The organism is Aeromonas sp. R10-1 (genome assembly GCF_040908465.1).
Lineage (GTDB): Bacteria > Pseudomonadota > Gammaproteobacteria > Enterobacterales > Aeromonadaceae > Aeromonas > Aeromonas caviae.
The window spans coordinates 90865-113258 of sequence record NZ_JBFODT010000007.1; the positions used below are offsets into that span (position 1 = coordinate 90865).

A 22394-nucleotide genomic window follows, 5' to 3' on the forward strand; every position below is an offset into this window, starting at 1 on the left:
GCATGATCCCCTCTCTGGCAGGACGCCACTTTCATCATTCACGACAGGAGTTAAAGATGAGTCATTCCCTCTCCCAGGAGGCCTTCCTGGCCCAGGTCGCCAGCCGCAACCCTCACCAGCCCGAGTTCATCCAGGCCGTGAGCGAGGTGATCGCCTCCATCTGGCCCTATGTGGAGCGCCACCCCCGCTACCTGCAACACGGCCTGCTGGAGCGACTGGTGGAACCCGAGCGCCTGGTGCAGTTTCGGGTAAGCTGGGTGGATGACCAGGGTCGGGTGCAGGTGAACCGCGGCTACCGGGTGCAGCACAGCTCCGCCATCGGTCCCTTCAAGGGCGGCATGCGCTTCCACCCCTCGGTGGATCTCTCGGTGCTGAAATTCCTCGCCTTCGAGCAGACCTTCAAGAACGCCCTCACCACCCTGCCCATGGGCGGTGGCAAGGGGGGCAGCGATTTCGATCCCAAGGGCAAGAGCGAAGGAGAAGTGATGCGCTTCTGCCAGGCCCTCATGCTGGAGCTCTATCGCCACCTGGGGGCCAACACCGACGTGCCGGCGGGCGACATCGGGGTGGGCGGGCGCGAGGTGAGCTACATGGCGGGCATGATGAAGAAGCTCACCAACAGCGCCGAGTGCGTCTTCACCGGCAAGGGACTCTCCTTTGGCGGCAGCCTCATTCGTCCGGAAGCCACCGGCTACGGCCTGCTCTACTTTGTCGAAGCCATGCTGGCCCATCGCGGCCAGTCCCTCGATGGCCTGCGGGTCTCGGTGTCGGGCTCGGGCAACGTGGCCCAATACGCCATCGAGAAGGCGATGGCCCTCGGCGCCCGCGTTATCACCGCCTCCGACTCCGGCGGCACCGTTTACGATCCCGAGGGCTTCACCCCCGAGAAGCTGGCCCGCCTGATGGAACTCAAGAACGAGCAGCGCAAGCGGGTGGCGGATTATGCCCATGAGCTCGGGCTCGAGTTTTTCAGCGGCCGCACCCCCTGGCACCTGGCGACAGATGTCGCCCTCCCCTGCGCCACCCAGAATGAGCTGGATGCCGAAGATGCGGTGCAGCTTATTGCCAACGGCGTGCAGCTGGTGGCGGAGGGAGCCAATATGCCCTCCAGCGCCGCCGCCATCCGTCTCTTCCACGAAGCAAAGGTGCTGTTCGCCCCGGGCAAGGCGGCCAACGCCGGCGGGGTTGCCACCTCGGGCCTCGAGATGAGCCAGAATGCCCAGCGCCTCTCCTGGACCCGGGAGGAGGTGGACGCCCGCCTCAAGGGGATCATGACCAGCATCCACGCCACCTGTGTCCGTTACGGTCAGGATGATGACCATGTGAACTACGAAAGCGGCGCCAATATTGCCGGCTTCGTCAAGGTGGCCGACGCCATGTTGGCGCAAGGGGTCTGCTAGTCACGCCATTTCCCGTGACATCCCCCAAAGCAACAGGGCAGCCCATGGCTGCCCTGTTGTGTTATCTGCATAGCTGTTGCTTTAACCTGGGCGACGCAGGTTGCATGCCCGATACCACTTCACGCTCGCTTCACCCAGCCATGACACCCTCCCCCCTCTTCCATACGCGAACGAGGAGAACGAGATGACAACGACCATAGGCGCCCTGCTGATCCTGGCCGGGCTCGGCTGCTTTGTGGCATTCAACCTGCTGGGCTCCACCCTCGATGCCCAGGGCTTCCTGCACGAGCCCTTCGCCCTGCTGCCCCTGGGCTATCTGCTGCTCTTCACCGGCATGGTGCTCACCGTGATCCCTCTGCTGCGCAAGGGGCGCACCAGGGAGCAGTGACACAAACCGCAAGGTGCCAGGAGCTCAGCAATAACGGCTGATCTCGATGAGGTTCCGATCCGGGTCCAGGCAATAGACCGATTCGATGGGGCCACAGGCACCGCTTTTCATCACAGGCCCCTCCACTATCTCGACCCCCTGGCTCGCCAGCTGGGCCATCACCTGATCCAGGGGCCAGCGGGTGATGAGGCAGAGATCCCCCGACCCCACCTGCGCCCGGTTGCGCGCCTCCTCCCCCAGCAACTGCAAATTGATCTTCTGGTTGCCAAAGCGCAGCGCCCGGCGGCCTGCCCCGAAGGTGATGGGCTCCATCTTGAAGGCGCCGCTGTAAAACGCCACCGCCCGCTCAATGTCGCTGACCGTCAATACCAGATGGTCGATATGGCTGATCATGGTCTCTCCCTGTGGTGGTGATTGCCGCACCATCATACCCACCCGCCTCAATAGAAACTGTGGCATGGTGCACAGGAGGGCTAACCACTTATTTTGACTAGGGAAATACCTTAACGCACGGCAGCACACGCCTTGTCACGCTGGGCCAGCAGGGTTTCGTCATCACTGCCCATGGCCGCCAGAATGGCCTGATTACAGGCCCGCTCCGCGAGCTTCCCCGGGCTCTGCTGGGCGTCGGCGATCTCCGCAATCATGGGGCGATAACCGACAGCCGCTGAGCAGTACATGGTGCGGTACTTGGGAAGCTGCCAACTGCTGTCGTCTTGTCGTGTCAGGTCATCGCACAGTTTGCCAAACAGTGCCTGCGCCTTGACCGTGCACTGACTGAAGCGCCGCACATCTTGCTCGTAGGGACGGCAGACACTTTGCTGTTTTATCTGCCAGAGCTGGAAAGAGAAGGGAACCTGCTCTCCCTCATAGGGCACTACCAGCGTTTTTAGCTCGGTGCCATAGATATCCGTCACCTGTTGCTGCACCAGATTGAGATAAGCCGAAAAAAGATAAGATATTGGATCCATCACCACCTCCCTGTGGTTCGCCTTCTCTATCTTCGCCGCCCATGGCTAGATAGATCTTCAAATGGGCAAAATTAGATAACACCTTACTGATTTAGCTAAAAAAAATGATACCCTGCCTACTCCCCCTATGCACAAGATTCAAGGTCAGTCACCATGCAGCAATGTGGTATTTATGAACAACTCATCACACAACTGTTGGCATCAAGACTAGATCGATCGCATTTCTACATCGGGGAACGACAACTGGAGTCTGCGGAGGCCGCAGTCTGGTTATCACGATTCCTAACTCGTGTGTTGGAATATGCTGTAGGCTCGGTCACTGGCGATGACCCATTACAACGGCAGATTGAGCTGGCTAACCAGTTATTGCTTTGGCTAAAAGATCGCATACAAGACCCAGACTTTATTGGCGAGAACCTTATCGACAGTCAGGGAAAAATTCTGACCGCGCTCTACCAGTTGGATAACCCCATCTCTGCCAATTTAAAACAATATGTTGACGATATTTCCCCTCTGACCGGTCTAACGCAAAGTGAGCTGTTCTGCGGCAGCAATGCGGGTTTGTCGATGGAGTCAGAGATTAAACGGGAGATATTATCGGCAGATAGCATCTGCTGGCTGGTCTCATTTATCAAGTGGGCAGGTATCCGTATTTTCCGTCATGAGCTGGAAGAGTTCACTCGCAGCGGCCGCCAATTAAAAGTAATTACTACCTCATATATGGGGGCGACCGACGCCAAGGCAGTTGAATTTTTAGCCAGCCTCCCAAATACCGAAATCAAACTCAGCTATAACACCCAGCGCGAGCGGTTGCATGCCAAGAGCTATCTCTTTTGCCGAAATACCGGTTTTCATACCGGCTATATAGGTTCCTCCAATCTCTCTCACTCTGCCCTCACCAGCGGCTTGGAGTGGAACCTAAAAATCACCTCGCAAGAGATCCCTCATATTATCGAGAAATCCCTGAGTACCTTTGAAACCTATTGGGAATCCGATGATTTTGAGCTGTTTGATGGCAAGCTCGAAAGCCGTACAAAATTGCAGCATGCACTGCAAGAGGCCCGTGGGGATGGGGACAGAAATAACCCTGCCTATTTCTTTGATATCACGCCGTTTCCCCATCAACTGGAGATCCTTGAACAATTGGCGATGGAGCGCGCTTTACACCAGCGCTTTCGTAACTTGGTGGTAGCGGCTACCGGTACAGGGAAAACTCTGATCTCCGCCTTTGATTTTGCGCGTTTTTTGAAAACCAAACCCGATGCCAAGTTTCTGTTTGTCGCCCACAAAGAGGAGATCTTGCGCCAAGCATTAGCCTCGTACCGCGGAGTGCTCAAGCAATCAAATTTTGGCGAACTCTTGGTCGGCGGCGCCGTGCCAACCCACTACCGTCAGCTGTTTGCCTCGGTGCAATCCTTGAATAACCAGCTGGCTAATTTACGTCTTAGTCAAGACTATTTCGATTACATCGTCATTGATGAGGTTCACCATATTGCGGCGGCCAGTTATCGCGGTCTGCTCGCCGCCTTTGAACCTCACATTCTGTTGGGATTAACCGCAACGCCAGAGCGCCATGATGGCGGTGATATTCTTGCCGACTTTTGTGGTGTCATCGCAGCAGAAATCCGCTTGCCCGAGGCCATCAATCGTCGCCATCTCTGTCCATTCCAATATTTTGGTATCGATGATGATACTGACTTGCACCAAGTGACTTGGAAAAATGGCCGTTATGACATCACTGAGCTCACCAATATCTATACCCACAATCAGCAGCGGGTACAGAAGATAGTCCAGAGCCTCAATGAGATCGTCACCGATATTACCAAGATCAAAGCACTGGCATTTTGTGTGAGCCGTGAACATGCCGACTTTATGTGCAAGGCATTTTTATTGAAGGGTATCAAGGCTGACATCCTCACTAGCGATAACCGAGACGAGCGACATAGTAAGCAACAAGATTTGCGTACCGGCGTTATCAATATTCTCTGCGTGGTGGACATCTTCAACGAAGGGGTTGATATCCCGGAAGTCGATACCTTGCTGTTTTTACGACCAACGGAAAGCCTCACCATCTTCTTGCAGCAATTGGGACGTGGCCTGCGGCTGGCGAGCGATAAAGAGTGCTGCACCGTATTGGACTTTGTTGGGAATGCCCGTGCGGAGTATGACTTTGCCCAGAAATTCCGGGCACTGGTGGGTAAAACCAATAAGGCGATCAGCCACGAGATCAAACAGGGCTTCCCTCACGCCCCCTTGGGCTGCCGCATCGAGCTCTCAAAACAGACCCAAGAGTTAATTCTGAGCAATATCAAAAAGGCGACTCTCAATACCTCGCGCCTCATGGGCCTGATCCGCCGTTTCTCACAGGATTGCGATTTACCGCTGACACTGGCGAATTTTCTGAAGTTCTACCCTCATATCAGCCTTGAGGAGATCTACAAGCGCGGCAATTGGATCGCCTTGGTCAAACAGGCCCACAACCATACCGTTTCTGAAATGAGCGATGAGAAGCTGTCGACCCTCTACACCCGGGCCATCAAAACCCGGCTATTGGGCTGCGATGCGCTCCATTACTTGAACTTCTTACAAACCTTGGTGGAAAGCGCCTTTACCTTAACGGCTGAACACGATGAGCGGATGGCCTTAATGTGCCATTACGACTTCTGGCAACAAAGCGGCCCCAACGCAGGCTTTAGAACGTTGGCGCACAGCCTGAAACAACTCAATCAACCTGAGTTGAGGGCCGAGCTGGCAGATCTGTTGCCCATGCTGATCAACCGGGTGCAGCACGAACAAAGAGCCATGCCAGATCTTCCCGGCAATCCACTACAACTGCATGCTCGCTATGCCAGAGAGCAGGTGCTGGTTGGCTTTGGGGCAACCACCTTCACGCAACAGCCCTCGGCTCGCGAAGGGGTATATGTCATCGCAGAGCACAATATCGAGTTGCTGTTCGTGACCTTGAACAAAACGGAGCAGCACTTCTCCCCCACCACCCGTTATCACGACTACGCCATCAACGAGTCGCTGTTCCATTGGCAGAGCCAAAACAGCGCTCGCCCAGAGCGAGGTAAGGGGCTGAGTTACATAAACCACAGAGCAGAAGGTAAGCGTTTGTTTCTGTTCGTTCGTGAGCAGAGCAAAGATGAATTTGGCCGCACCCTTGGCTTTGTGAACTTCGGTGAGGTGGAGTACATCTCCCACAGCGGTAGCCAACCGATGAACATTAAATGGCGTCTCACTACTCCGATGCCGCCTTTTATGTGGAAAGAAGCGGCCAAATTGGCAGTTGGCTGAGCGACCCATCACAACAAGGCCCACCCACGGCGGGCCGCCTTCGTGTGGTCAGCAGGCAATCCGCTCTATGCGACCGCCACTGAGTTTGAAGAAGGCATCCTGCGGCAGCTCCTGAAGCCAGGTGGTGGTGTAGTCCAGATCCACATAGGCGCCGCGCAGCATGGCGCCAAAGAGACCGTGAGAAACCACGATGGCCTGCTCGGCAATCTGCTCGTCCTCAAGCCATTGCCGGGCCCGGCGCTGAATGCTCTCAAAACTCTCGCCATGGGGGGCCCGCAGATACCAGTCCGGTTCCTCCAGATCCAGCTCGGGGTGGGCCGCCAGCAGCTCGGGCACCCGGCGACTCTCCCACTCCCCCATCCCTAGCTCCACCAGCCGCTCATCCCAGATGATGCGCTCCTGGTCCAAGCCAAGCTGCTGACACACCCGCTCCGCCGTCTGCCGTGCCCGGCCGAGGGGGCTGGCGTAGATCGTCCAGTCGGTGGGCTCGGTCAGGAGCTTGGCCAGACGGGCCCCCATGGCGAGGGCCTGGGCTTCTCCCCTGGGGGTCAGCTCGGAGTTGCACCGCCCCTGCAACCGCAATTCGGCGTTGTAACGGGTCTGGCCATGGCGCAGCAAATAGAGGGTTCGAGACATGGTTTCTCCAGCAGAGTCAACGAGATAAGAAAACAGGGGGAAGATGATAACAGATGTACCGGGTCAACCAAGACCCGGAGGATGCAGGCTTGTGCTGACTCCTTGAGCGCATGGTCTGCGGCGATCGTGAAAGGGCGACAGGGGCTGCGCACCTTTATCGCACAGGCGCCTTGTGCGCATACCACACGCCTTCCCCACGGGCCCGGCGCGCCGTGGCAAGCGCCCCATGCTCCCCTATCTTGTTGTTCAGACGGGATAAAATGGGGATGTGCCGGTTTATCGGTCACAGGATGGCGGCCAATGCCAGAAAAGACAGAGTTTTTGCTCTGATCCGGGGGCCATTTTGGTACGTATCTCTGGCTCACGACAGGGACGCCTGGTGTACAATCTGCCACCCGATTTCCCCTGACCCGGCCCAGGCTCAGGCCCTGATGTACCCCAGAGTAAATGAACGTGACCCCAACCCACCCCATGCTCGACAGTTATTACAGCCAGGATCTGGTGTTCTTCTCCATCCTGGTGGCGGTGCTCGCCTCCTACACGGCGCTGACCATGACCAGCCGGGTGAGCCAGAGCCGGGGACGGGCCGCCGTGCTCTGGCTCGCGGGGGGAGCCTTCGCCATGGGGCTCGGCATCTGGTCTATGCATTTTATCGGCATGCTCGCCTTCAACCTGCCCATCGCGCTGGGATACGATCTGACCCTCACCGGTCTCTCCCTGGTGGCGGCCATCGGCTCCTCGGCCTTTGCGCTCTGGCTGGTGAGTCGTCCCCAGCTCCCCTGGCACCAGATCCTGTTCGGGGCCGTGCTGATGGGGGCCGGCATTGCCACCATGCACTACATCGGCATGGCGGCCATGAAAATAGAACCCGGCATCCACTACCTGCCTGGGCTTTTCATCCTCTCCATCCTTATCGCGGTATTCGCCTCGGGTGCCGCACTCTGGATAGCGTTTCGCCTGCGCAACAGCTCGCCCCGCGCCTTCTTCAGCAAGGCCCTCGCCTCCCTGGTGATGGGGGCGGCCATCATCGGCATGCACTACACCGGCATGGCGGCGGCCCAGTTCCCCGCAGAGAGCCTGTGCGGGGCCCTCTACACCGGTCTCAATACCCAGTGGCTGGCAACCGTGGTCATCATCGTGACCCTGGCGGTGTTCGCCATCGCCTTCGTGCTCTCCATGCTGGATGCCCACGCCGCCAGGCTCTCCACCTCCCTGCACCAGGCCCACGACGAGCTGCTCAAGCTGGCGCTCCATGACAGCCTGACCCGGCTGCCGAACCGGCTGCTGTTTGCCGATCGGCTGGAGCAGCGCATCCAGGAGTGTCAGCACAGCCAGCGCAGCTTCTCCCTGCTGTTTCTCGATCTCGACGGCTTCAAGATCATCAACGATGCCCACGGCCACCACACCGGGGATCTGCTGCTGGCCGAGGTGGCCCAGCGCATCACCGGCCTGCTCGGAGCCAGCGACACCGCCTCGCGCTTTGGCGGGGACGAGTTCGTGCTGGCACTGGCGCCGGGGGATGTGAGCCAGACCACAGCCTTCGCCGAGCGGCTGCTGGCCACCCTGGCCCAGCCCTATGAGTGGGAGCACCACAGCCTGCACATCACCGCCAGCATCGGCATTGCCGTCTATCCCCAGGATGGCACCAGCCTGCACGAGCTGACCCTCAACGCCGATGCCGCCATGTATTACGCCAAGGAGCAGGGGCGCAACGACTACTACTACTTCGACAGCGCCATGAACGCCAACGCCCACCAGCAGTTCCTGCTGCACAAGGAGTTGCAACACGCCCTGGAGCGGGGGGAGCTGGCCCTGCACTACCAGCCCAAATACTGTGCCCGCAGCGGCCAGGTGGTCGGCGCCGAGGCCCTGCTGCGCTGGCAGCACCCGGAGCATGGTGCCGTCTCGCCGGCCAGCTTCCTGCCGCTGGCGGAGAAGAGCCGGCTCATCATCCCCATCGGCAACTGGGTCATCGACGAGGCGTGCCGCCAGATGAGCGCCTGGCGGGCGGCGGGTCATCACGACTGGAGTGTGGCGGTCAATCTCTCCACCATCCAGCTCGCCAGCCCTGGGCTGCTGGAGGAGGTACAGGGCGCCCTCGCCCGCCATCGGCTCGAGGCCCGTCACCTGACGCTGGAGATCACCGAATCCACCGCCATGCAGAAGGCCGAGGAGAGCCTCGCCATCCTCAACCGTCTGGCCGAGCTCGGCCTTGGCATCTCCATCGACGACTTCGGCACCGGCTACTCCAGCCTGCTCTACCTCAAGCGCTTCCCCGCCAACGAGCTCAAGATTGACCGGGGCTTTGTCACTACCCTGGAGCGGGGAGGCGACGATGCCACCATCATCGCCGCCATCATCGCCCTGGGTCAGGCCCTGGAGATGCGCATCGTGGCAGAGGGGGTGGAAACCCCGGAGCAGCGCGACCTGCTGACCGAGCTGGGCTGCGACACCTTGCAGGGCTACCTGCTCGGACGCCCCATGACCGGGGAGCAACTGCTTGTCCACTGCGCTCCCGAGACTCCCCAGCGGGTGCTGGAAGGTGTGCTTGCCTGACAAGCAGGTGAGGCGCTGCGCCCATGTCGCCAGAGTGATCACCAGCCCGATTGCGTCCCTTCACGACTCAAGGTAGTCTGCTGCAAGACTCGAATGCTCCTTTATCTTGCCGGGCGCATCGAGCGCCCCCATGGCAGATCACCCGTTCAGAGGAGCCACATCCATGGCCAGATACCAGTTCTTCAGCGTCCCCGCCTCCCGCCGTCAGCAATATACCTATGTCGACATGGCCTCCCCCACCTTCCTCACGGAGAAGGAGGCGCTGCTGACGCAAGGGTTCGAGGTGGAAGAAAATTTCATCGACGCGGCCACTCCCCGCGAGGCGGTGGAGAAGTACAGATCCGGCTTTCTCTACGTGGCGGACGAGATAGGCAAGTCAGACGAGGCCTATGCGGCGGCAACGGCCTTGCTGGAGATGGGCAAGAAGATCCTGGGCCGCAAGGCGGGCTGAACAAGGCGGGCCGCCGGGACGATACCCCCGATGGCCCGCAGGCAGTCAGCGTTGAGGGTGCTGGCGGAGCATCTCCACCAGCTCCTCTTCGCTGCCGGGTTCATGGGCAAGCTGCAGGCTGGGGGCGGCGCCACCCATCAGCATATAAACGTGAGTGCTGCAGTGATCGTAGTGATACCACTTACCGTCGATACAGACGTCGGTATAGCATCTCGGGTCCCTCTTGAGTTCCATACGCACATCCTTATGTGTCATTCACCAACATCACCCTTGACCGTAAAATAAGCGGCCCGAGTCCCCCTTGACCTGGATCAAGGGAGGTGACAGGTAGAAGCGGGCAGTGGCCGGATCTGGCCGGGGCCGGATGCCCCCAGCCAGGGTGACCGAGCCCCCCAACCGGCCCCAGCCAGGCAACAGCACAACAAAAACGGCGCCCGAAGGCGCCGTTTTTCATGTCCGTCATTTGACCGACGGAGAACAAGCCGCTGGCTTATTCGTCTTCCAGGTAGGCGTAGCCTTGCAGACCCAGCTCCAGCTCGTCGAGCAGGGCCTTGCGGGTCTCGTCGTCCAGCGCCGGGTGGGAGACGATGCGCTGGTAGTTCTCGCGGATCACGGACGGGTCGATGTTGACGTAACGCAGCAGCTGGTCGACGGTGTCGCCACGCACCACGTTGCGGATGTCCATCTTGCCTTCTTCATCCAGCCACACTTCCGCGCAGTGGGTGTCACCGAACAGGTTGTGCAGATCCCCCAGGATCTCCTGATAGGCACCCACCAGGAAGAAGCCGACATGGCACTCTTCGTGCTCACCGTAGACCGGCATCGGCAGGGTGCTTTCCACCCCCAGACCGTCGACGTAGTGCTCCACCTGACCATCGGAGTCACAGGTGATGTCCATCAGGATGCCGCGGCGGGTGAGCGGACGCTCGAGGCCGGCCAGCGGCATCACCGGGAACACCTGACCGATACCCCAGGCATCCGGCAGGGACTGGAACAGGGAGAAGTTGGCAAAGCACTTGTCCGCCAGTTTCTCGGAGAGCTCGTCGGCCAGAGCGCGGTGGTTGCGGTTGACTGGGTTCAGCAGCTCCTTGAGCGCCAGACAGGTGTTCTGGTGCAGCATCTCGGCCCAGGCACGTTGCTCCAGGTTCAAGAGGCCCATGGTGTACTGGGCGTTGACGTCACCGAGATCCGCCACGGAGTCGTGGAAGATCTCCAGCAGGGAGGGATCTTCCCCGCGCAGGTCCAGCCAGCCTTTCCACATGTTCTGCAAAATGGTGGGCGCGTCCTCGTCCGGGGCGCTGATGTCGTTCACCTCCACCCCTTCGGCACCAATGATGTTGGTGACCAGCACGGCGTGGTGTGCAGTCAGGGCACGGCCGGACTCGCTGATGATGGTCGGGTGCGGCAGGTCGAACTCGCGGCAGACATCGCCGATGCCCCAGACCACGTTGTTGGCGTACTCGGAGAGGCTGTAGTTCGCGGAGCAGTGGCTCTGGGAACGGGTGCCCTCGTAGTCCACACCCAGGCCGCCGCCCACGTCCACCACCTCGACCTTTGCGCCAAGACGGCACAGCTCGGCGTAGAAGCGGCCGCACTCGCGGATGCCGCCCTGGATGTCGCGGATGTTGGCGATCTGGGAGCCCAGGTGGAAGTGCAGCAGTTGCAGGCAGTCCAGCTTGCCGAGGCTGCGCAGACGCTCCACCAGCGCCAGGATCTGGGAGGCAGAGAGACCGAACTTGGACATGGAACCGCCGCTCGATTCCCACATGCCGGAGCCGGTGGACGCCAGACGGGCGCGCACCCCGATGTTGGGCTTGATGTTGAGACGAGCAGACTCGTCGAGCACCATTTCCAGCTCGGAGGGCTTCTCCACCACGATGTAGACCTTGTGGCCCATCAGGTTGCCCAGGAGGGCGTGGCGGATGTATTCGCGGTCCTTGTAACCGTTGCAGACGATCACGGACCCTTGCTCATGATGATGGGACAGCACGGCCAGCAACTCGGGCTTGGAGCCCGCTTCCAGCCCAAGCCTCGGCTTGTCGCTGTAGGACTGACTGATGGTCTCGATGACGCGGCGCTGCTGGTTTACCTTGATCGGGTAAACGCACAGGTAATCCCCTTCATAGCCTGACTTTTCGATGGCCTGACCGAAGGCGTTGAACAGCGCATCGACCCGGCTCTTGAGGATGTCGGGGAAACGCAGCAACACCGGCGTGGTCAGCCCGGACTGGCGCAGTTGCTCGATGGCCTCGGACAGCACGATCTGAGCCTCGGGGCGAGACTTGTCGGGAGAGACGGTCACATGACCGGCGTCATTGATATTGAAAAAACCCGCACCCCAGTAGGGAACGTTGTAGACCTTCAAGGAGTCCTTGCTGGACCAGTTAGTCATGGGCTATGCCTCGCAAATGAGCGGCCGTGGGCCGCCTTCGTTACCCTCAATCACATCCAGACCATTGATTGCAAAATGCGGCAAGCCAGAGCGGCCTGCTGACGTTGGACCCGCAACGGAGCATGCTCCGCCACATCCTGTTCATTGCACATCGCGGCAAGCCAAGGCTGCCTGGTGGATCTTGGGAAGTAACGAGTCTTGATGTGGGGCTGGTGGCTTTACATCAAGCTCAACGGTATGCGGTAACACCTTGCCGGCGTACCGCGGTACTTTGATGACAATCGGCATCAGCCACGCCGTTTGTTCATCATTCGGCAGCCATCCCGACGGACAGGAGAGGGTTTCAAGGAAGAGAAGGGAAGACGTCAGCACGCATCGTGTTGATGGACGACAACCACTACGACCCGCTCAACGCCAGTGACCGCCCATGACAAGGGAGATGATGAGCCCGGAGCCCACTCGGTCAGCTGAAAGATGAGAGTCCGTTGTTCTCCCTGATACCGGAGCCTAACCGGTATTAAAGAAACCATTCCCCAGCAGTGTCTGTCGTTTCTGCGTGCCTCGCCCTATAGGCGTCATGATCCTGCGGGTCTGGCGGACGCGGCCTGCGCAGGGTTGCCCTTGGATCGGCGCGGAGTGTACACACTTACCGCAGCCAGTGACAATAAAAAATCGTGTTAAAAAACGGGTTTTCATCGGGGGGCAAAATCTCGCTGCCAGCAAGGCGGGCTCTGGGATGGCGGGGGGTGGGAGTGCGTGGGCGAGGCGATGAAAATAACCAACAAGTCACGCATTTCGGGTCACCCCTTGCCAGCGCTGGGCCGAGGGGAAATTCAGCTTTTTCGCAATTGCTTAACCAGTTTTTATTTTGGAATTTTTATGCAAACTGCCGAGCAATGATCCCCGCCCCTCCCCTTCGATGGCCCTCCTCTCTCCCACAAAATCATCAAAAACTGCGCTGACGCAATAAGCGGCGCCGCCGTCTTGGCCACAATGACTCCTCTTTCGTGACCCGAGGCTTGCCCATGAACACCCTGCTTTCGCGCTTTCTCCACTACCTCACCTTTCATACCCGCTCCGATGCGACCAATCCTGCCTGCCCCAGCAGCGAGGGACAGCGCCTCTTCGCCCGGGCCCTGCGCGATGAAATGACGCAGATGGGGCTGAGCCAGGTCACCCTGGACGAGCATGGCTACCTCACCGCCTGCCTGCCGGGCAACCAGCCGGATGCCCCCGCCATCGGGCTCATCGCCCACATGGACACCGCCGATTACGAGGCCGAGTGCGTCGTTCCCCAGATAGTCGAGAACTATCAGGGGGGCGATATCTGCCTTGGCAAAGGGGACGAGGTGCTGGCCATCCGCCAGTACCGCTTCCTGAAAAACTACCTGGGGCAGGATCTCATCACCACCGACGGCACCACCCTGCTGGGGGCCGACGACAAGGCGGGCATCGCCGAGATCCTCACCGCCGTGGAATACCTGCAGGCTCACCCCGAGATCCCCCGTGGCGATGTCTGGGTCGGCTTTACCCCGGACGAGGAGATAGGGCGCGGTGCCGACCGCTTCCCGCTGGACCGCTTCCCGGCCAAGTGGGCCTACACGGTGGATGGCGGCGAGCTCGGCGAGCTCGAATGCGAGAACTTCAACGCCGCCAGCGCCACGGTGCGCATCACAGGCAACAACGTCCACCCCGGCACCGCCAAGGGCAGCATGATCAACAGCCAGACCCTGGCCGCCCGCTTCCATGCCGCCATGCCCGCCGAACAGACCCCGGAGTGCACCCAGGGGTATGAGGGCTTCTTCCACCTGGCCCGGATGGAGGGCACGGTGGAGGAGACCACCCTGCACTACCTCATCCGCGACTTCGACGATGACTGCTTCGCCGCCCGCAAGGCCCAGCTCAAGGAGCGGGTCGCCTCCCTTCAGCTGGACGCCCCCAGGGCGCGCATCACCCTGGAGATAGCGGACAACTACCGCAACATGCGCAGCCAGATAGCACCCCATCCCCACATCGTCGAGCTGGCCAAAGCCGCCATGGAGGCCGCCGACGTGGTGCCCAAGATCAAACCCATTCGCGGCGGCACCGACGGCGCCCGGCTCTCCTTCATGGGGCTGCCCTGCCCGAACCTGTTCACCGGCGGCCACAACTTCCACGGCAAGCACGAGTTCATCCCCCTGCAATCCATGGAAAAAGCGGTCGCCACCCTGGTGGCGCTGGTGCGCCTCACCTCTGCCTGGCGGGCAGAGTAAGGGAGCAAGGACGGGGCTCGCCCCGTCATCAAACCGTCACCCAACCGACACACGAAAGGCACGCAGGGGCGTCAAGCTGGGGCAAAGTTCAGCGGAGCCTTGCCCATGTTCGACGTCGATACCCTGTTGGGGCAGCACCTGCCCCGCCTCGCCAGCCAGCCCCTCCTCCGTCCCCTGATGAGGCAGGGGCTGAGCTGGTTGCTGCACGAGGAGGCTTTCACCCGCTTTGCCGCGCGCCATCCCCACCTGCGCGGTCTGGACTTCGTCGAGCAGGCCCTCACCGAGCTCCACTTCGACTACCGGGTGAGCGAGGCCGAGCTCGAGCACATTCCCGCCAGCGGCCGGGTCATTTTTGTCGCCAACCACCCCATCGGCTCCCTGGACGGGCTGGCCCTGCTGCGCCTCATCGGGCGCATCCGCCCCGACGTCAAGATAGTGGCCAACCAGGTGCTGGCCCAGCTCGCGCCGCTGCGCCCTTTGCTGCTGCCGGTGGACAACCTGGGGGGCAAGACCGACAGGCAGGCCATCCTCGCCATGAATGAACACCTCGCCGCCGACGGGGCCCTGGTTATCTTCCCCGCAGGCGAGGTCTCCCGCCTCGGCCCCAAAGGGGTGAAGGATGGCCCCTGGCAGGCCGGCTTCATCAAGCTGGCCCAGCGCAGCCGAACGCCCCTGGTGCCCATTCACCTGGGAGGGCGCAACAGCCTCTGGTTCTATCTCGCCTCCTGGCTCAACAAGCCCGCCTCCGCCCTGCTGCTGGTACGCCAGCTGTTTCGCCAGCAGGGGCAGACGCTGCCGGTGACCATAGGGGCGCGCATTCCCCTCGCCAGTTTTCAGGAGCTGCCGGCCAAGACGGCGGCCCGGCTGGTGCGCGGCCACCTCTACCGAATCGCTCGGGGCAAGGCGGGACGGTTGCAGACCGAGGCCCCCATCGCCCTGCCGGAGGATCGCCGCCTGCTGAAACAGGCCATCGACGGGTGCGAGCTGCTCGGCCAGACCCCGGACGGCCAGCGTATCCTGCTCTATCGCAGCCACGAGCAGAGCCACTCGGTGATCCTGCGTGAACTGGGGCGCCTGCGGGAGATCGCCTTTCGGGCGGTGGGGGAAGGCTCGGGCAAGCGGCGAGATCTCGATGCCTTCGACGATGACTATCACCACCTCATCCTCTGGGATCCCGCCCGCCTCGACATCATCGGCGCTTACCGTTTCGCCCCGGTGGCCGAACGGCTGGCCAGCAAGGGGCTGGATGGCCTCTACAGCCACACCCTGTTCGGCTTCGAAGAGAAGCTGCTGCCCCGGCTGGAACAGGCCATCGAGCTTGGCCGCAGCTTCATCCAGCCCGCCTACTGGGGCAAGCGGGGGCTCGATTACCTCTGGTTCGGCATCGGGGCCTATCTGGCCCGCTATCCCCAATACCGCTACCTGTTCGGGCCCGTCACCCTCTCCGGCAGCCTGCCGCCAGCGGCCAAGGATCTGCTGGTGAGCTTCTATCGCCAGCACTTCGCCCCCGCCCTTGCCCTCGCCCCTTCCCGCCGCCCCTATCCCGCCACGCCGACGCTGTTCGAGGGGCGCGATTACGGGGACGACCTCAAGGTGCTCAAGGCCGGGCTCGACAACCTGGGCTGCGCCATTCCCACCCTCTACAAGCAGTACGCCGAGCTGTGCGAGCCGGGGGGCGTGCAGTTCATGGACTTTGGCATCGACCCGGACTTCAACCACTGCATCGACGGCCTGGTGTGGGTGGACGTGAGCCGCATCAAGCCCCACAAGCGGGCCCGCTATATCGGCCTCCCCGCCGGGGAAGCGCTGGCCACATCTGGCGACCGTTGACCGGGCGCTGCAACGAAAGAGGGAGGCCTGTGCCTCCCTCTTTCACTTCATGGGTGATGCCGCCTACTCGGCTGCGGGTTTGCGATCCGCATGGCCGAGATCCCGCTCCGGGGCGATGACATCCCGCACCCGCTGCTTGATCTCCTTGGCCTCGGGGAAGCCCTCGTCGGCCACCCTGTCCCACACCAGCACCCCGTCCACCAGGATGCGAAACTCCCCCTTGCTGGCGGGCACCAGGGCCACCTCTCCCAGTTCGCCGTCGAAGGTGGAGAGCAGCTCCTGGGCGAGCCAGGCGGCCCGCAGCATCCAGCGGCAGAGGGTGCAGTAACGGATTTCGATGCGCGGTTTCGCGAGGGGCAAATGGGTGTCTGTCATGGGGTGACTCCGTGAAAATCGGTCAACCAGTGGCGAGCGATGCGCTGCATGGTGGCCTGGGGCAGTTCGTGAAGGCCCGGGGTGGATGCCTGATGGGCCAGTTGGTGCACCCCTTCGATGATCTCCGCCAGCACGAGGTAGACATATTCGCCGATAACGGCGCCGTGAACGAAGTTGACCGCCTCCCCCCGGTTGAGCAAAAAGATGGTGCTGCCGTCCGGCCGGGTCAGGGCCAGCACATGGGGACACACCTCCTCGCTCGGCCAGGGCAGCTGGGCGAGGCTGAAGGCGAATTCGTCGTCGGCGGAGGTGACCGAGGCCAGCATGGCGCCGGGGCGCAGGGCCTGCAGATCGGTGATGTCGAGGGAGCCGTTGCCGGTGGAGCAGATCACCAGCTCGGCGCGGCCCAGGGCCTCGGCCTTGTTCACCAGCTTGAAGCCGTGGGAGAGCGCCTCCACCTGGCGCAGGGCATCCGTCTCCACCAGCTCCAGATGCAGGTTGCGACAGCGCAGTTCCCGGGCGATGCTGCGCCCCACCTTGCCATAGCCGAACAGGGCGGCCTGGCAGACATTGAAGGTACGCCTCAGGGTACGCGCGAGGGACTCCGCGGAGTAGACAACGCTCAGGCCGATCTGGATATCTTCCGCCTGCTTGAGGGGGCTGCGGGCCACCGAGATGACGGGGGCCGCCAGGGACTCCTGTTCGTAGCGCTGATGGCCGTTCTCGGTCATCTCCACCACCCCGATGAAGCGGGCGCCAAAGTGCTCGGCCAGTACCGCCTGGCTCTTGGCGAAGTAGCCGCCGATGTCGAGGATGATGAGCCGCTCGTGGGACATCACCAGGGGGGCAATCTGGGCGATCACCTCACCGGGATCCGAGGTCCAGTGGCGATTGAGGGGCAGCACGGGGTAGTGCTGCTGGGCCCAGGCCAGCGTCGGCCCGTGCACGGACTTGGGTTTGGGCAGGATGGCACCGACCCGGCCCACCCGATCGAGCACCTGGATGAAGTCGGGTCTGTCGGGAAGCAGGTGGGTCACCAGCAGGATGCAGAGATCCCCAAGACATCCCTGTTCGGTGAAATGGCGAAAAAACAGATGCTCAGATCCCTGACTGTGCAACTGTGGCCTCCTTAGCGTGCCGCGGGAAAGCAGGCAAACAGAACCCGGCATAGCCGGGTTCTGTGTGTATCCAGATAATTGAAAATCCTTTTTATCCGAAAGCACCATGGGTCTCAATCTTTATCTGTCCAGACTTTGACAAGCCCATCAATTTCTAAGGTAATAGCCTGTTTTTCATGCAGAAATCAGTAAAGTGACGCCTCTGGCCATACCCACCACAGACTCACTCCGGCACCAACGGCCGCCACCAGGATCAAGCCCCCCCAGCGAGAGAGTCCCGGGCGCCCGTGCAGGGCACGTTCCAGCAGCGGCAACAGCCAGACCGGCAGCAGCACCAGCAGGGGCACTTCCACGTACTGCCAGGCGAGCATCTGCACGAAGGCGAGTGAAAGCCCCAGGGCAGCCGGGGTCACCTTGACCCCTGCAAAGGCGCCGAGCAGGGCACGGAATCCGGCAAACGCGGCCAGGGCCCCCGTCAGCTGGGCGATGAGCAGGCTGCCATCGATGCCGATGACCAGCGCCAGCCAGATGAAGGCCAGGGCGAAGCCGAGCCCCTCCTCGCTGTCACCGCGCCAGCTCGTCCAGCCAGACCAGAGGATGGCGGGCAGCAGGGCCAGCCAGATCCCGGGCTCGCTCGCCAGCACGGAGGCCAGCCCCTGCCACCACACCAGGGCGCCCAGCACCCCGAACAGCGCCAGGGCGACCCCCTTGCTGGTACCCTGGGTCAGGGCGGGTACCAGCAGAGTCAGCGGCAGCCACTGCCACGCCTTGACCGGCAGGCCATAAGCACCGCCCAGCAGGCAACCCACCAGCCAGATCCCCAGGGCGCCCCACAGATAGCCCAGCCGCGGCCAGCGCCACGACAGCAAAGCGGCCCCTAAAGGAGCCGCCAGGGTTTGAAGCAGGAGTGCTGCGCCCATTACTTGCGCACGCCTTCAACGAACAGGTTGATGGTCATCTCGTCAGGGATGTTCGGCACCATGTAGTTCACGCCGAACTCGCTGCGCTTGATGGTGGTAGTGGCGTTGAAGCCGCTGCGGTAGCCGCCCCAGGGATCCTTGCCTTCGCCGATGTGGACCAGGTCGAAGGCCACGTCCTTGGACACGCCGTGCAGGGTCAGGGTGCCCTTGAGTACGCCTTTGTCCTTGGTGCCTTCATAGCCGGTGCTGACGAAGGTCATCTTGGGGTACTGCTTCACATCCAGGAAGTCGGGGCTGCGCAGGTGCTTGTCGCGGGCCTCGTGGTTGGAATCCACGCTGGCGGCATCGATTTCGAAGTTCGCCTTGGCCGCCGCCGGGTTGGCGTCGTCCATGCTGAAGGTGCCACTGAAGGTGTTGAACCGGCCGACCAGTTCGGAGAAGCCGAGGTGGCCCACCTTGAACTGGACTGTGGTGTGCGCTGCATCGACATCGTAATCGGCAGCCATCAGGGGAGCCGCCATAAACAGGCAGGAGGCCAGCAGGGCCTTGGTCATTTTCATTCCGATCGTTCCTTCATTGGGGGTTCACAACGGTGAACAAAATGCTAACCTCCTATCGAGAATAGATAATCATCGATTTATTAAAATAATTATCAACCGAGAGTGGAATATGGATCAGATAGCCGCCATGCGCACCTTCATCAAGGTGGTGGAGTGCCAGAGCTTCACCAAGGCCGCCCATCAGCTCGGGATCTCGGTCGCCATGACCTCCAAGCTGATGCAGCAGCTCGAGGAGTCCCTCTCCACCCGGCTGCTGTCGCGCACCACCCGCCAGGTCAACCCCACCGAGGCGGGCCAGTTCTACTACCAGCGCTCCCTGGCCCTGCTGGCGGAGCTGGAAGAGACCCACAGCCAGCTCACCCACAACAACCAGCAGCCCCAGGGCACCCTCAAGCTCTCGGTGCCCATGGATTTCGGCTACCTGCACCTCTCCCCCGCCCTGCCCCTGTTTCGCGAGCGCTACCCGGACTTGAAGCTCGAGATTGAGTACAGCGACCGGCGGGTGGCCCTGGTGGAGGAGGGGTTCGATCTGGCCCTGCGCATCGGCAACCTGCCGGACTCCTCTCTGGTGGCCAAGCCGCTCGCCATGATGAAGATGGTGGTGTGCGCCAGCCCTGACTACCTGGCCCGCCGGGGCAGGCCGAAGACCCCGGAGGATCTCAAGCAGCACGACTGCCTCATCTACACCCTGACCCAGCCGGACTGGGTCTTCAAACGGGATGGGGAGGAGCACAGCATCCGCCCCCAGGGGCCCCTTCGCGCCAACAACGGGGTGGCCCTGACCCGGGCCGCCTGCGACCACCAGGGCATCATCTTGCAGCCCACCTTCATCGTGGGGGATGCGCTGCGCTCGGGGGCGCTGGTCCCCTTGTTGCTGGAGTGGGAGAAGGGGCAGGTGGGGCTCTATGCCCTCTATCCGCACCGCCGTTTCGTGTCGGCCAAGGTGCGCTGCTTCATCGAATTCGTGCAGGAGCGCTATCTGGCGCCCCACTACTGGGACAGGGAGACCTGAGCCCGGGCTCAGGGGGTGGGCATCAGCTCGGCCACCAGCAGGTGATCCTGCTGGCTCATCTGCCAGCGTGGCAGGCGCTGGCGCAAGGCGGCGAGTTCGGCCTCCCCCAGCGCATAGGGCAGGGTGACGTGCAGGCAGTGGCAATCCAGCATGGCCGCCAACTGCATCATCAGGGCGAGGTTCGCCTCGTCGCTCTTGTGCTTGTTGATGCGCTTGCCGAGCTCGTGGCGAAAGTGGGTCTCGGGATCCTGGGTCATCGCCTGCCAGCCGTAACCAAAGAGCGGGATGAAGGCGCTGACGATGCCAAGGGCGGTGAGGGGCCGTTTGGGCGGATGATAGAGGGCGTTGAGATCCAGCAGGATGGGGCTTTGATGGGGCTCACGACTGCCGGATAAAATAGTATTTCTCATTGGATTACCCTGTTGATTCCTCTAGACTTCGCCGCATATTTGACCTGACATGCCAACGAGGTGCTGATGCTAAGCGATATCGAGATCTCCCGCCAGTCCCCCCGCCTGCCCATCGCCGAGGTGGCAGCACAGCTCGGCATAGCGGCCGCCCATCTCCACCCCCACGGCCATTACAAGGGCAAACTCGACCTCGCGCTGCTCCATCACGCCCCCGCCCGCGAGCCCGGCAAGCTGGTGCTGGTGAGCGCCATCACGCCCACCCCCCTTGGGGAGGGCAAGACGGTCACCACGATCGGCCTCTCCATGGGGCTCAACCACATCGGCCAGCCCAGCATCGCCACCATTCGCCAACCGAGCCTCGGCCCCGTCTTCGGGGTCAAGGGGGGCGCCGCCGGGGGCGGCATGGCCCAGGTGGTGCCGATGGAGGAGATGAACCTGCACCTCACCGGGGATTTTCACGCCCTCACCGCCGCCCACAACCTGGCCTCTGCCGCCCTCGATGCCCGCCTGTTCCATGAACGCAAACTCGGTGACCAGTTCAGCGCCAGAACCGGCCTGGCGCGGCTCGATATCGACCCGGCCAACATCCTCTGGCCCCGCACCCTGGACATGAACGACCGGGCGCTTCGCCACCTCACCCTCGGCCAGGGCGGCGCTGCCGATGGAGTCGAGCGCCCCGATCGCTTCGTCATCACCGCCGCCTCCGAGCTGATGGCCATTCTGGCGCTGGCCAGGGATCTCAAGGACTTGCGCGCGCGTATCGGCCGCATCCAGCTCGCCCTCGACCTGCGCGGCAAGCCCATCACCGCCGAGCAGCTGGAAGTGGCGGGGGCCATGACGGTGCTGCTCAAAGACGCCCTCAAGCCCACCCTGATGCAGACCACGGAGCAGACCCCTGTGCTGGTCCACGCCGGCCCCTTTGCCAACATCGCCCACGGCAACTCCTCCGTCATCGCCGATCGCATGGCGCTGGGTCTTGCCGACTACGTGGTGACCGAGGCGGGTTTTGGCTCCGACATGGGGCTGGAGAAGTTCTTCAACATCAAGTATCGCCAGTCCGGCCTCGCCCCCGCCTGCGTGGTGCTGGTGGCCACGGTGCGCGGCCTCAAGGCCAACAGCGGCCTGCTCGACATCCGGCCGGGCCAGCCGCTGCCGGCCAGCCTGCAAGGGGAAGATCTGCCCACCCTGACAGCGGGGTGCGCCAACCTCGCCTGGCATATTCACAACGCCCGCCGTTACGGGGTGCCCGTGGTGGTCGCCATCAACCGCTTCCCCACCGACAGCGACGCCGAGCTGGCCCTGCTGGAGGAGGCGGCACGCCAGGCCGGTGCCTGTGGGGTCGCCCTCTCCCGGGCCTTCACTGACGGTGGCGCGGGTGCGGCGGATCTGGCTCACGCCGTGGTGGCGGCCTGCAAGCAGCCCAGTGAGGTCAGGCTGCTCTACCCCGATGAGATGAGCCTTGCCGCCAAGCTCGCCACCCTGGTGGAGTGCGGCTATGGTGGCCGGGGCGTCACCCTCTCGGACAAGGCGCGCCAGCAACTGGCCAGACTCTCGGCAGAGGGCCAGGATCACCTGCCCGTCTGCATGGCCAAGACGCCGCTCTCCATCAGCCATGACCCTGCCAGGAAGGGCGTGCCGACGGACTTCGAGGTGCCCATCGAGGAGGTGAAACTCTGCGCGGGGGCAGGCTTCGTCTATGCCCTGGCGGGCCCCATCATGACCATGCCGGGCCTGGGCAGCCTGCCGGCCTATCGCCATATCGACATCAACGATGACGGCGACATTGTCGGCCTGAGCTGACGGGCGCCCAGGTCCAGCCAGAAACG

General features: G+C 62.0%; 19 protein-coding genes. 9 read left to right on the forward strand and 10 right to left on the reverse strand.

Annotated elements, in window-relative coordinates; all coding sequences use genetic code 11:
* The first annotated feature begins 56 nt into the window (after positions 1–56).
* Both gdhA and AB5Y93_RS04030 read left to right on the forward strand, forming a co-directional pair.
* Positions 57–1400: an NADP-specific glutamate dehydrogenase gene (gdhA, locus tag AB5Y93_RS04025; RefSeq protein WP_368228850.1), complete on the forward strand. Its 1344-nt coding sequence runs from the start codon at positions 57–59 to the stop codon at positions 1398–1400.
* A 184-nt stretch (positions 1401–1584) separates the two neighbouring features.
* Entirely contained in the window at positions 1585–1788 is a 204-nt protein-coding gene (locus tag AB5Y93_RS04030) for a DUF3955 domain-containing protein (RefSeq protein WP_319887548.1), read from the forward strand.
* 24 nt (positions 1789–1812) lie between these two features.
* On the opposite strand, the gene AB5Y93_RS04035 is transcribed toward AB5Y93_RS04030, so the two are convergent.
* Together AB5Y93_RS04035 and AB5Y93_RS04040 are read right to left on the reverse strand one after the other, a co-directional pair.
* Positions 1813–2181, reverse strand: coding sequence for a VOC family protein (locus AB5Y93_RS04035; protein WP_042017439.1), 369 nt, complete (start codon positions 2179–2181; stop codon positions 1813–1815).
* Between the two features lie 110 nt (positions 2182–2291).
* Positions 2292–2759 carry a hypothetical protein gene (locus AB5Y93_RS04040; RefSeq protein ID WP_268451949.1) on the reverse strand — a complete coding sequence of 156 codons (468 nt, stop codon included), beginning with the start codon at positions 2757–2759 and terminating at the stop codon, positions 2292–2294.
* Between the two features lie 153 nt (positions 2760–2912).
* Between AB5Y93_RS04040 and AB5Y93_RS04045 the strand changes: the two genes are divergently transcribed.
* Positions 2913–6056, forward strand: coding sequence for a DUF3427 domain-containing protein (locus AB5Y93_RS04045; RefSeq protein WP_368228851.1), 3144 nt, complete (start codon positions 2913–2915; stop codon positions 6054–6056).
* 48 nt (positions 6057–6104) lie between these two features.
* On the opposite strand, the gene AB5Y93_RS04050 is transcribed toward AB5Y93_RS04045, so the two are convergent.
* Positions 6105–6692 carry a histidine phosphatase family protein gene (locus tag AB5Y93_RS04050; protein ID WP_128345136.1) on the reverse strand — a complete coding sequence of 196 codons (588 nt, stop codon included), beginning with the start codon at positions 6690–6692 and terminating at the stop codon, positions 6105–6107.
* Between the two features lie 447 nt (positions 6693–7139).
* Between AB5Y93_RS04050 and AB5Y93_RS04055 the strand changes: the two genes are divergently transcribed.
* Positions 7140–9248: a putative bifunctional diguanylate cyclase/phosphodiesterase gene (locus tag AB5Y93_RS04055; RefSeq protein WP_368228852.1), complete on the forward strand. Its 2109-nt coding sequence runs from the start codon at positions 7140–7142 to the stop codon at positions 9246–9248.
* Positions 9249–9411: 163 nt separating this feature from the next.
* Positions 9412–9699 (forward strand): hypothetical protein, encoded by a 288-nt coding sequence (locus tag AB5Y93_RS04060; RefSeq protein WP_266141471.1) that lies wholly within the window; start codon positions 9412–9414, stop codon positions 9697–9699.
* A 45-nt stretch (positions 9700–9744) separates the two neighbouring features.
* On the opposite strand, the gene AB5Y93_RS04065 is transcribed toward AB5Y93_RS04060, so the two are convergent.
* Together AB5Y93_RS04065 and speA are read right to left on the reverse strand one after the other, a co-directional pair.
* Positions 9745–9933, reverse strand: coding sequence for a hypothetical protein (locus AB5Y93_RS04065; RefSeq protein ID WP_010674183.1), 189 nt, complete (start codon positions 9931–9933; stop codon positions 9745–9747).
* Positions 9934–10189: 256 nt separating this feature from the next.
* Positions 10190–12091 (reverse strand): biosynthetic arginine decarboxylase, encoded by a 1902-nt coding sequence (gene speA, locus AB5Y93_RS04070; protein WP_042882536.1) that lies wholly within the window; start codon positions 12089–12091, stop codon positions 10190–10192.
* A gap of 1025 nt (positions 12092–13116) precedes the next feature.
* Between speA and pepT the strand changes: the two genes are divergently transcribed.
* Positions 13117–14343: a peptidase T gene (pepT, locus tag AB5Y93_RS04075; RefSeq protein WP_253584630.1), complete on the forward strand. Its 1227-nt coding sequence runs from the start codon at positions 13117–13119 to the stop codon at positions 14341–14343.
* Positions 14344–14448: 105 nt separating this feature from the next.
* Positions 14449–16173: a lysophospholipid acyltransferase family protein gene (locus AB5Y93_RS04080; protein ID WP_368228853.1), complete on the forward strand. Its 1725-nt coding sequence runs from the start codon at positions 14449–14451 to the stop codon at positions 16171–16173.
* 63 nt (positions 16174–16236) lie between these two features.
* Here AB5Y93_RS04080 and AB5Y93_RS04085 read toward each other — a convergent pair whose 3' ends face one another.
* The 4 genes from AB5Y93_RS04085 to AB5Y93_RS04100 form a co-directional block, all read right to left on the reverse strand.
* Positions 16237–16548 (reverse strand): SelT/SelW/SelH family protein, encoded by a 312-nt coding sequence (locus AB5Y93_RS04085; protein ID WP_010674179.1) that lies wholly within the window; start codon positions 16546–16548, stop codon positions 16237–16239.
* Positions 16545–17666: an adenosylhomocysteinase gene (locus AB5Y93_RS04090; protein ID WP_103259839.1), complete on the reverse strand. Its 1122-nt coding sequence runs from the start codon at positions 17664–17666 to the stop codon at positions 16545–16547. Before AB5Y93_RS04090 ends, AB5Y93_RS04085 begins: the two co-directional genes overlap by 4 nt.
* Positions 17667–17851: 185 nt before the next feature.
* Positions 17852–18586 carry a hypothetical protein gene (locus AB5Y93_RS04095; RefSeq protein ID WP_322146376.1) on the reverse strand — a complete coding sequence of 245 codons (735 nt, stop codon included), beginning with the start codon at positions 18584–18586 and terminating at the stop codon, positions 17852–17854.
* Complete coding sequence (locus AB5Y93_RS04100; RefSeq protein ID WP_053288582.1) at positions 18586–19146, reverse strand: YceI family protein; 561 nt, start codon at positions 19144–19146, stop codon at positions 18586–18588. The genes AB5Y93_RS04095 and AB5Y93_RS04100 overlap by 1 nt, the downstream gene beginning before the upstream one ends.
* 109 nt (positions 19147–19255) lie before the next feature.
* Here AB5Y93_RS04100 and AB5Y93_RS04105 point away from each other — a divergent pair, with 109 nt between their 5' ends.
* A complete protein-coding gene (locus tag AB5Y93_RS04105; protein WP_039038856.1) occupies positions 19256–20158 on the forward strand; it encodes a LysR family transcriptional regulator in 903 nt (300 codons plus the stop codon).
* Positions 20159–20166: 8 nt separating this feature from the next.
* Here the strand turns inward: AB5Y93_RS04105 and AB5Y93_RS04110 are convergent, their stop codons facing one another.
* Positions 20167–20568, reverse strand: a complete 402-nt coding sequence (locus tag AB5Y93_RS04110) for a hypothetical protein (protein ID WP_368228854.1) — start codon at positions 20566–20568, stop codon at positions 20167–20169.
* Between the two features lie 66 nt (positions 20569–20634).
* Between AB5Y93_RS04110 and AB5Y93_RS04115 the strand changes: the two genes are divergently transcribed.
* Positions 20635–22368, forward strand: coding sequence for a formate--tetrahydrofolate ligase (locus tag AB5Y93_RS04115; RefSeq protein ID WP_368228855.1), 1734 nt, complete (start codon positions 20635–20637; stop codon positions 22366–22368).
* Positions 22369–22394: the final 26 nt, after the last annotated feature.

Excerpts from the sequence above, each read along its gene's own strand:
- gdhA (WP_368228850.1), top strand. The coding sequence starts at position 57 with ATGAGTCATTCCCTCTCCCAGGAGGCCTTCCTGGCCCAGGTCGCCAGC.
- AB5Y93_RS04030 (WP_319887548.1), top strand. The coding sequence starts at position 1,585 with ATGACAACGACCATAGGCGCCCTGCTGATCCTGGCCGGGCTCGGCTGC.
- AB5Y93_RS04035 (WP_042017439.1), bottom strand. The coding sequence starts at position 2,181 with ATGATCAGCCATATCGACCATCTGGTATTGACGGTCAGCGACATTGAG.
- AB5Y93_RS04040 (WP_268451949.1), bottom strand. The coding sequence starts at position 2,759 with ATGGATCCAATATCTTATCTTTTTTCGGCTTATCTCAATCTGGTGCAG.
- AB5Y93_RS04045 (WP_368228851.1), top strand. The coding sequence starts at position 2,913 with ATGCAGCAATGTGGTATTTATGAACAACTCATCACACAACTGTTGGCA.
- AB5Y93_RS04050 (WP_128345136.1), bottom strand. The coding sequence starts at position 6,692 with ATGTCTCGAACCCTCTATTTGCTGCGCCATGGCCAGACCCGTTACAAC.
- AB5Y93_RS04055 (WP_368228852.1), top strand. The coding sequence starts at position 7,140 with ATGAACGTGACCCCAACCCACCCCATGCTCGACAGTTATTACAGCCAG.
- AB5Y93_RS04060 (WP_266141471.1), top strand. The coding sequence starts at position 9,412 with ATGGCCAGATACCAGTTCTTCAGCGTCCCCGCCTCCCGCCGTCAGCAA.
- AB5Y93_RS04065 (WP_010674183.1), bottom strand. The coding sequence starts at position 9,933 with ATGGAACTCAAGAGGGACCCGAGATGCTATACCGACGTCTGTATCGAC.
- speA (WP_042882536.1), bottom strand. The coding sequence starts at position 12,091 with ATGACTAACTGGTCCAGCAAGGACTCCTTGAAGGTCTACAACGTTCCC.
- pepT (WP_253584630.1), top strand. The coding sequence starts at position 13,117 with ATGAACACCCTGCTTTCGCGCTTTCTCCACTACCTCACCTTTCATACC.
- AB5Y93_RS04080 (WP_368228853.1), top strand. The coding sequence starts at position 14,449 with ATGTTCGACGTCGATACCCTGTTGGGGCAGCACCTGCCCCGCCTCGCC.
- AB5Y93_RS04085 (WP_010674179.1), bottom strand. The coding sequence starts at position 16,548 with ATGACAGACACCCATTTGCCCCTCGCGAAACCGCGCATCGAAATCCGT.
- AB5Y93_RS04095 (WP_322146376.1), bottom strand. The coding sequence starts at position 18,586 with ATGGGCGCAGCACTCCTGCTTCAAACCCTGGCGGCTCCTTTAGGGGCC.
- AB5Y93_RS04100 (WP_053288582.1), bottom strand. The coding sequence starts at position 19,146 with ATGAAAATGACCAAGGCCCTGCTGGCCTCCTGCCTGTTTATGGCGGCT.
- AB5Y93_RS04105 (WP_039038856.1), top strand. The coding sequence starts at position 19,256 with ATGGATCAGATAGCCGCCATGCGCACCTTCATCAAGGTGGTGGAGTGC.
- AB5Y93_RS04110 (WP_368228854.1), bottom strand. The coding sequence starts at position 20,568 with ATGAGAAATACTATTTTATCCGGCAGTCGTGAGCCCCATCAAAGCCCC.
- AB5Y93_RS04115 (WP_368228855.1), top strand. The coding sequence starts at position 20,635 with ATGCTAAGCGATATCGAGATCTCCCGCCAGTCCCCCCGCCTGCCCATC.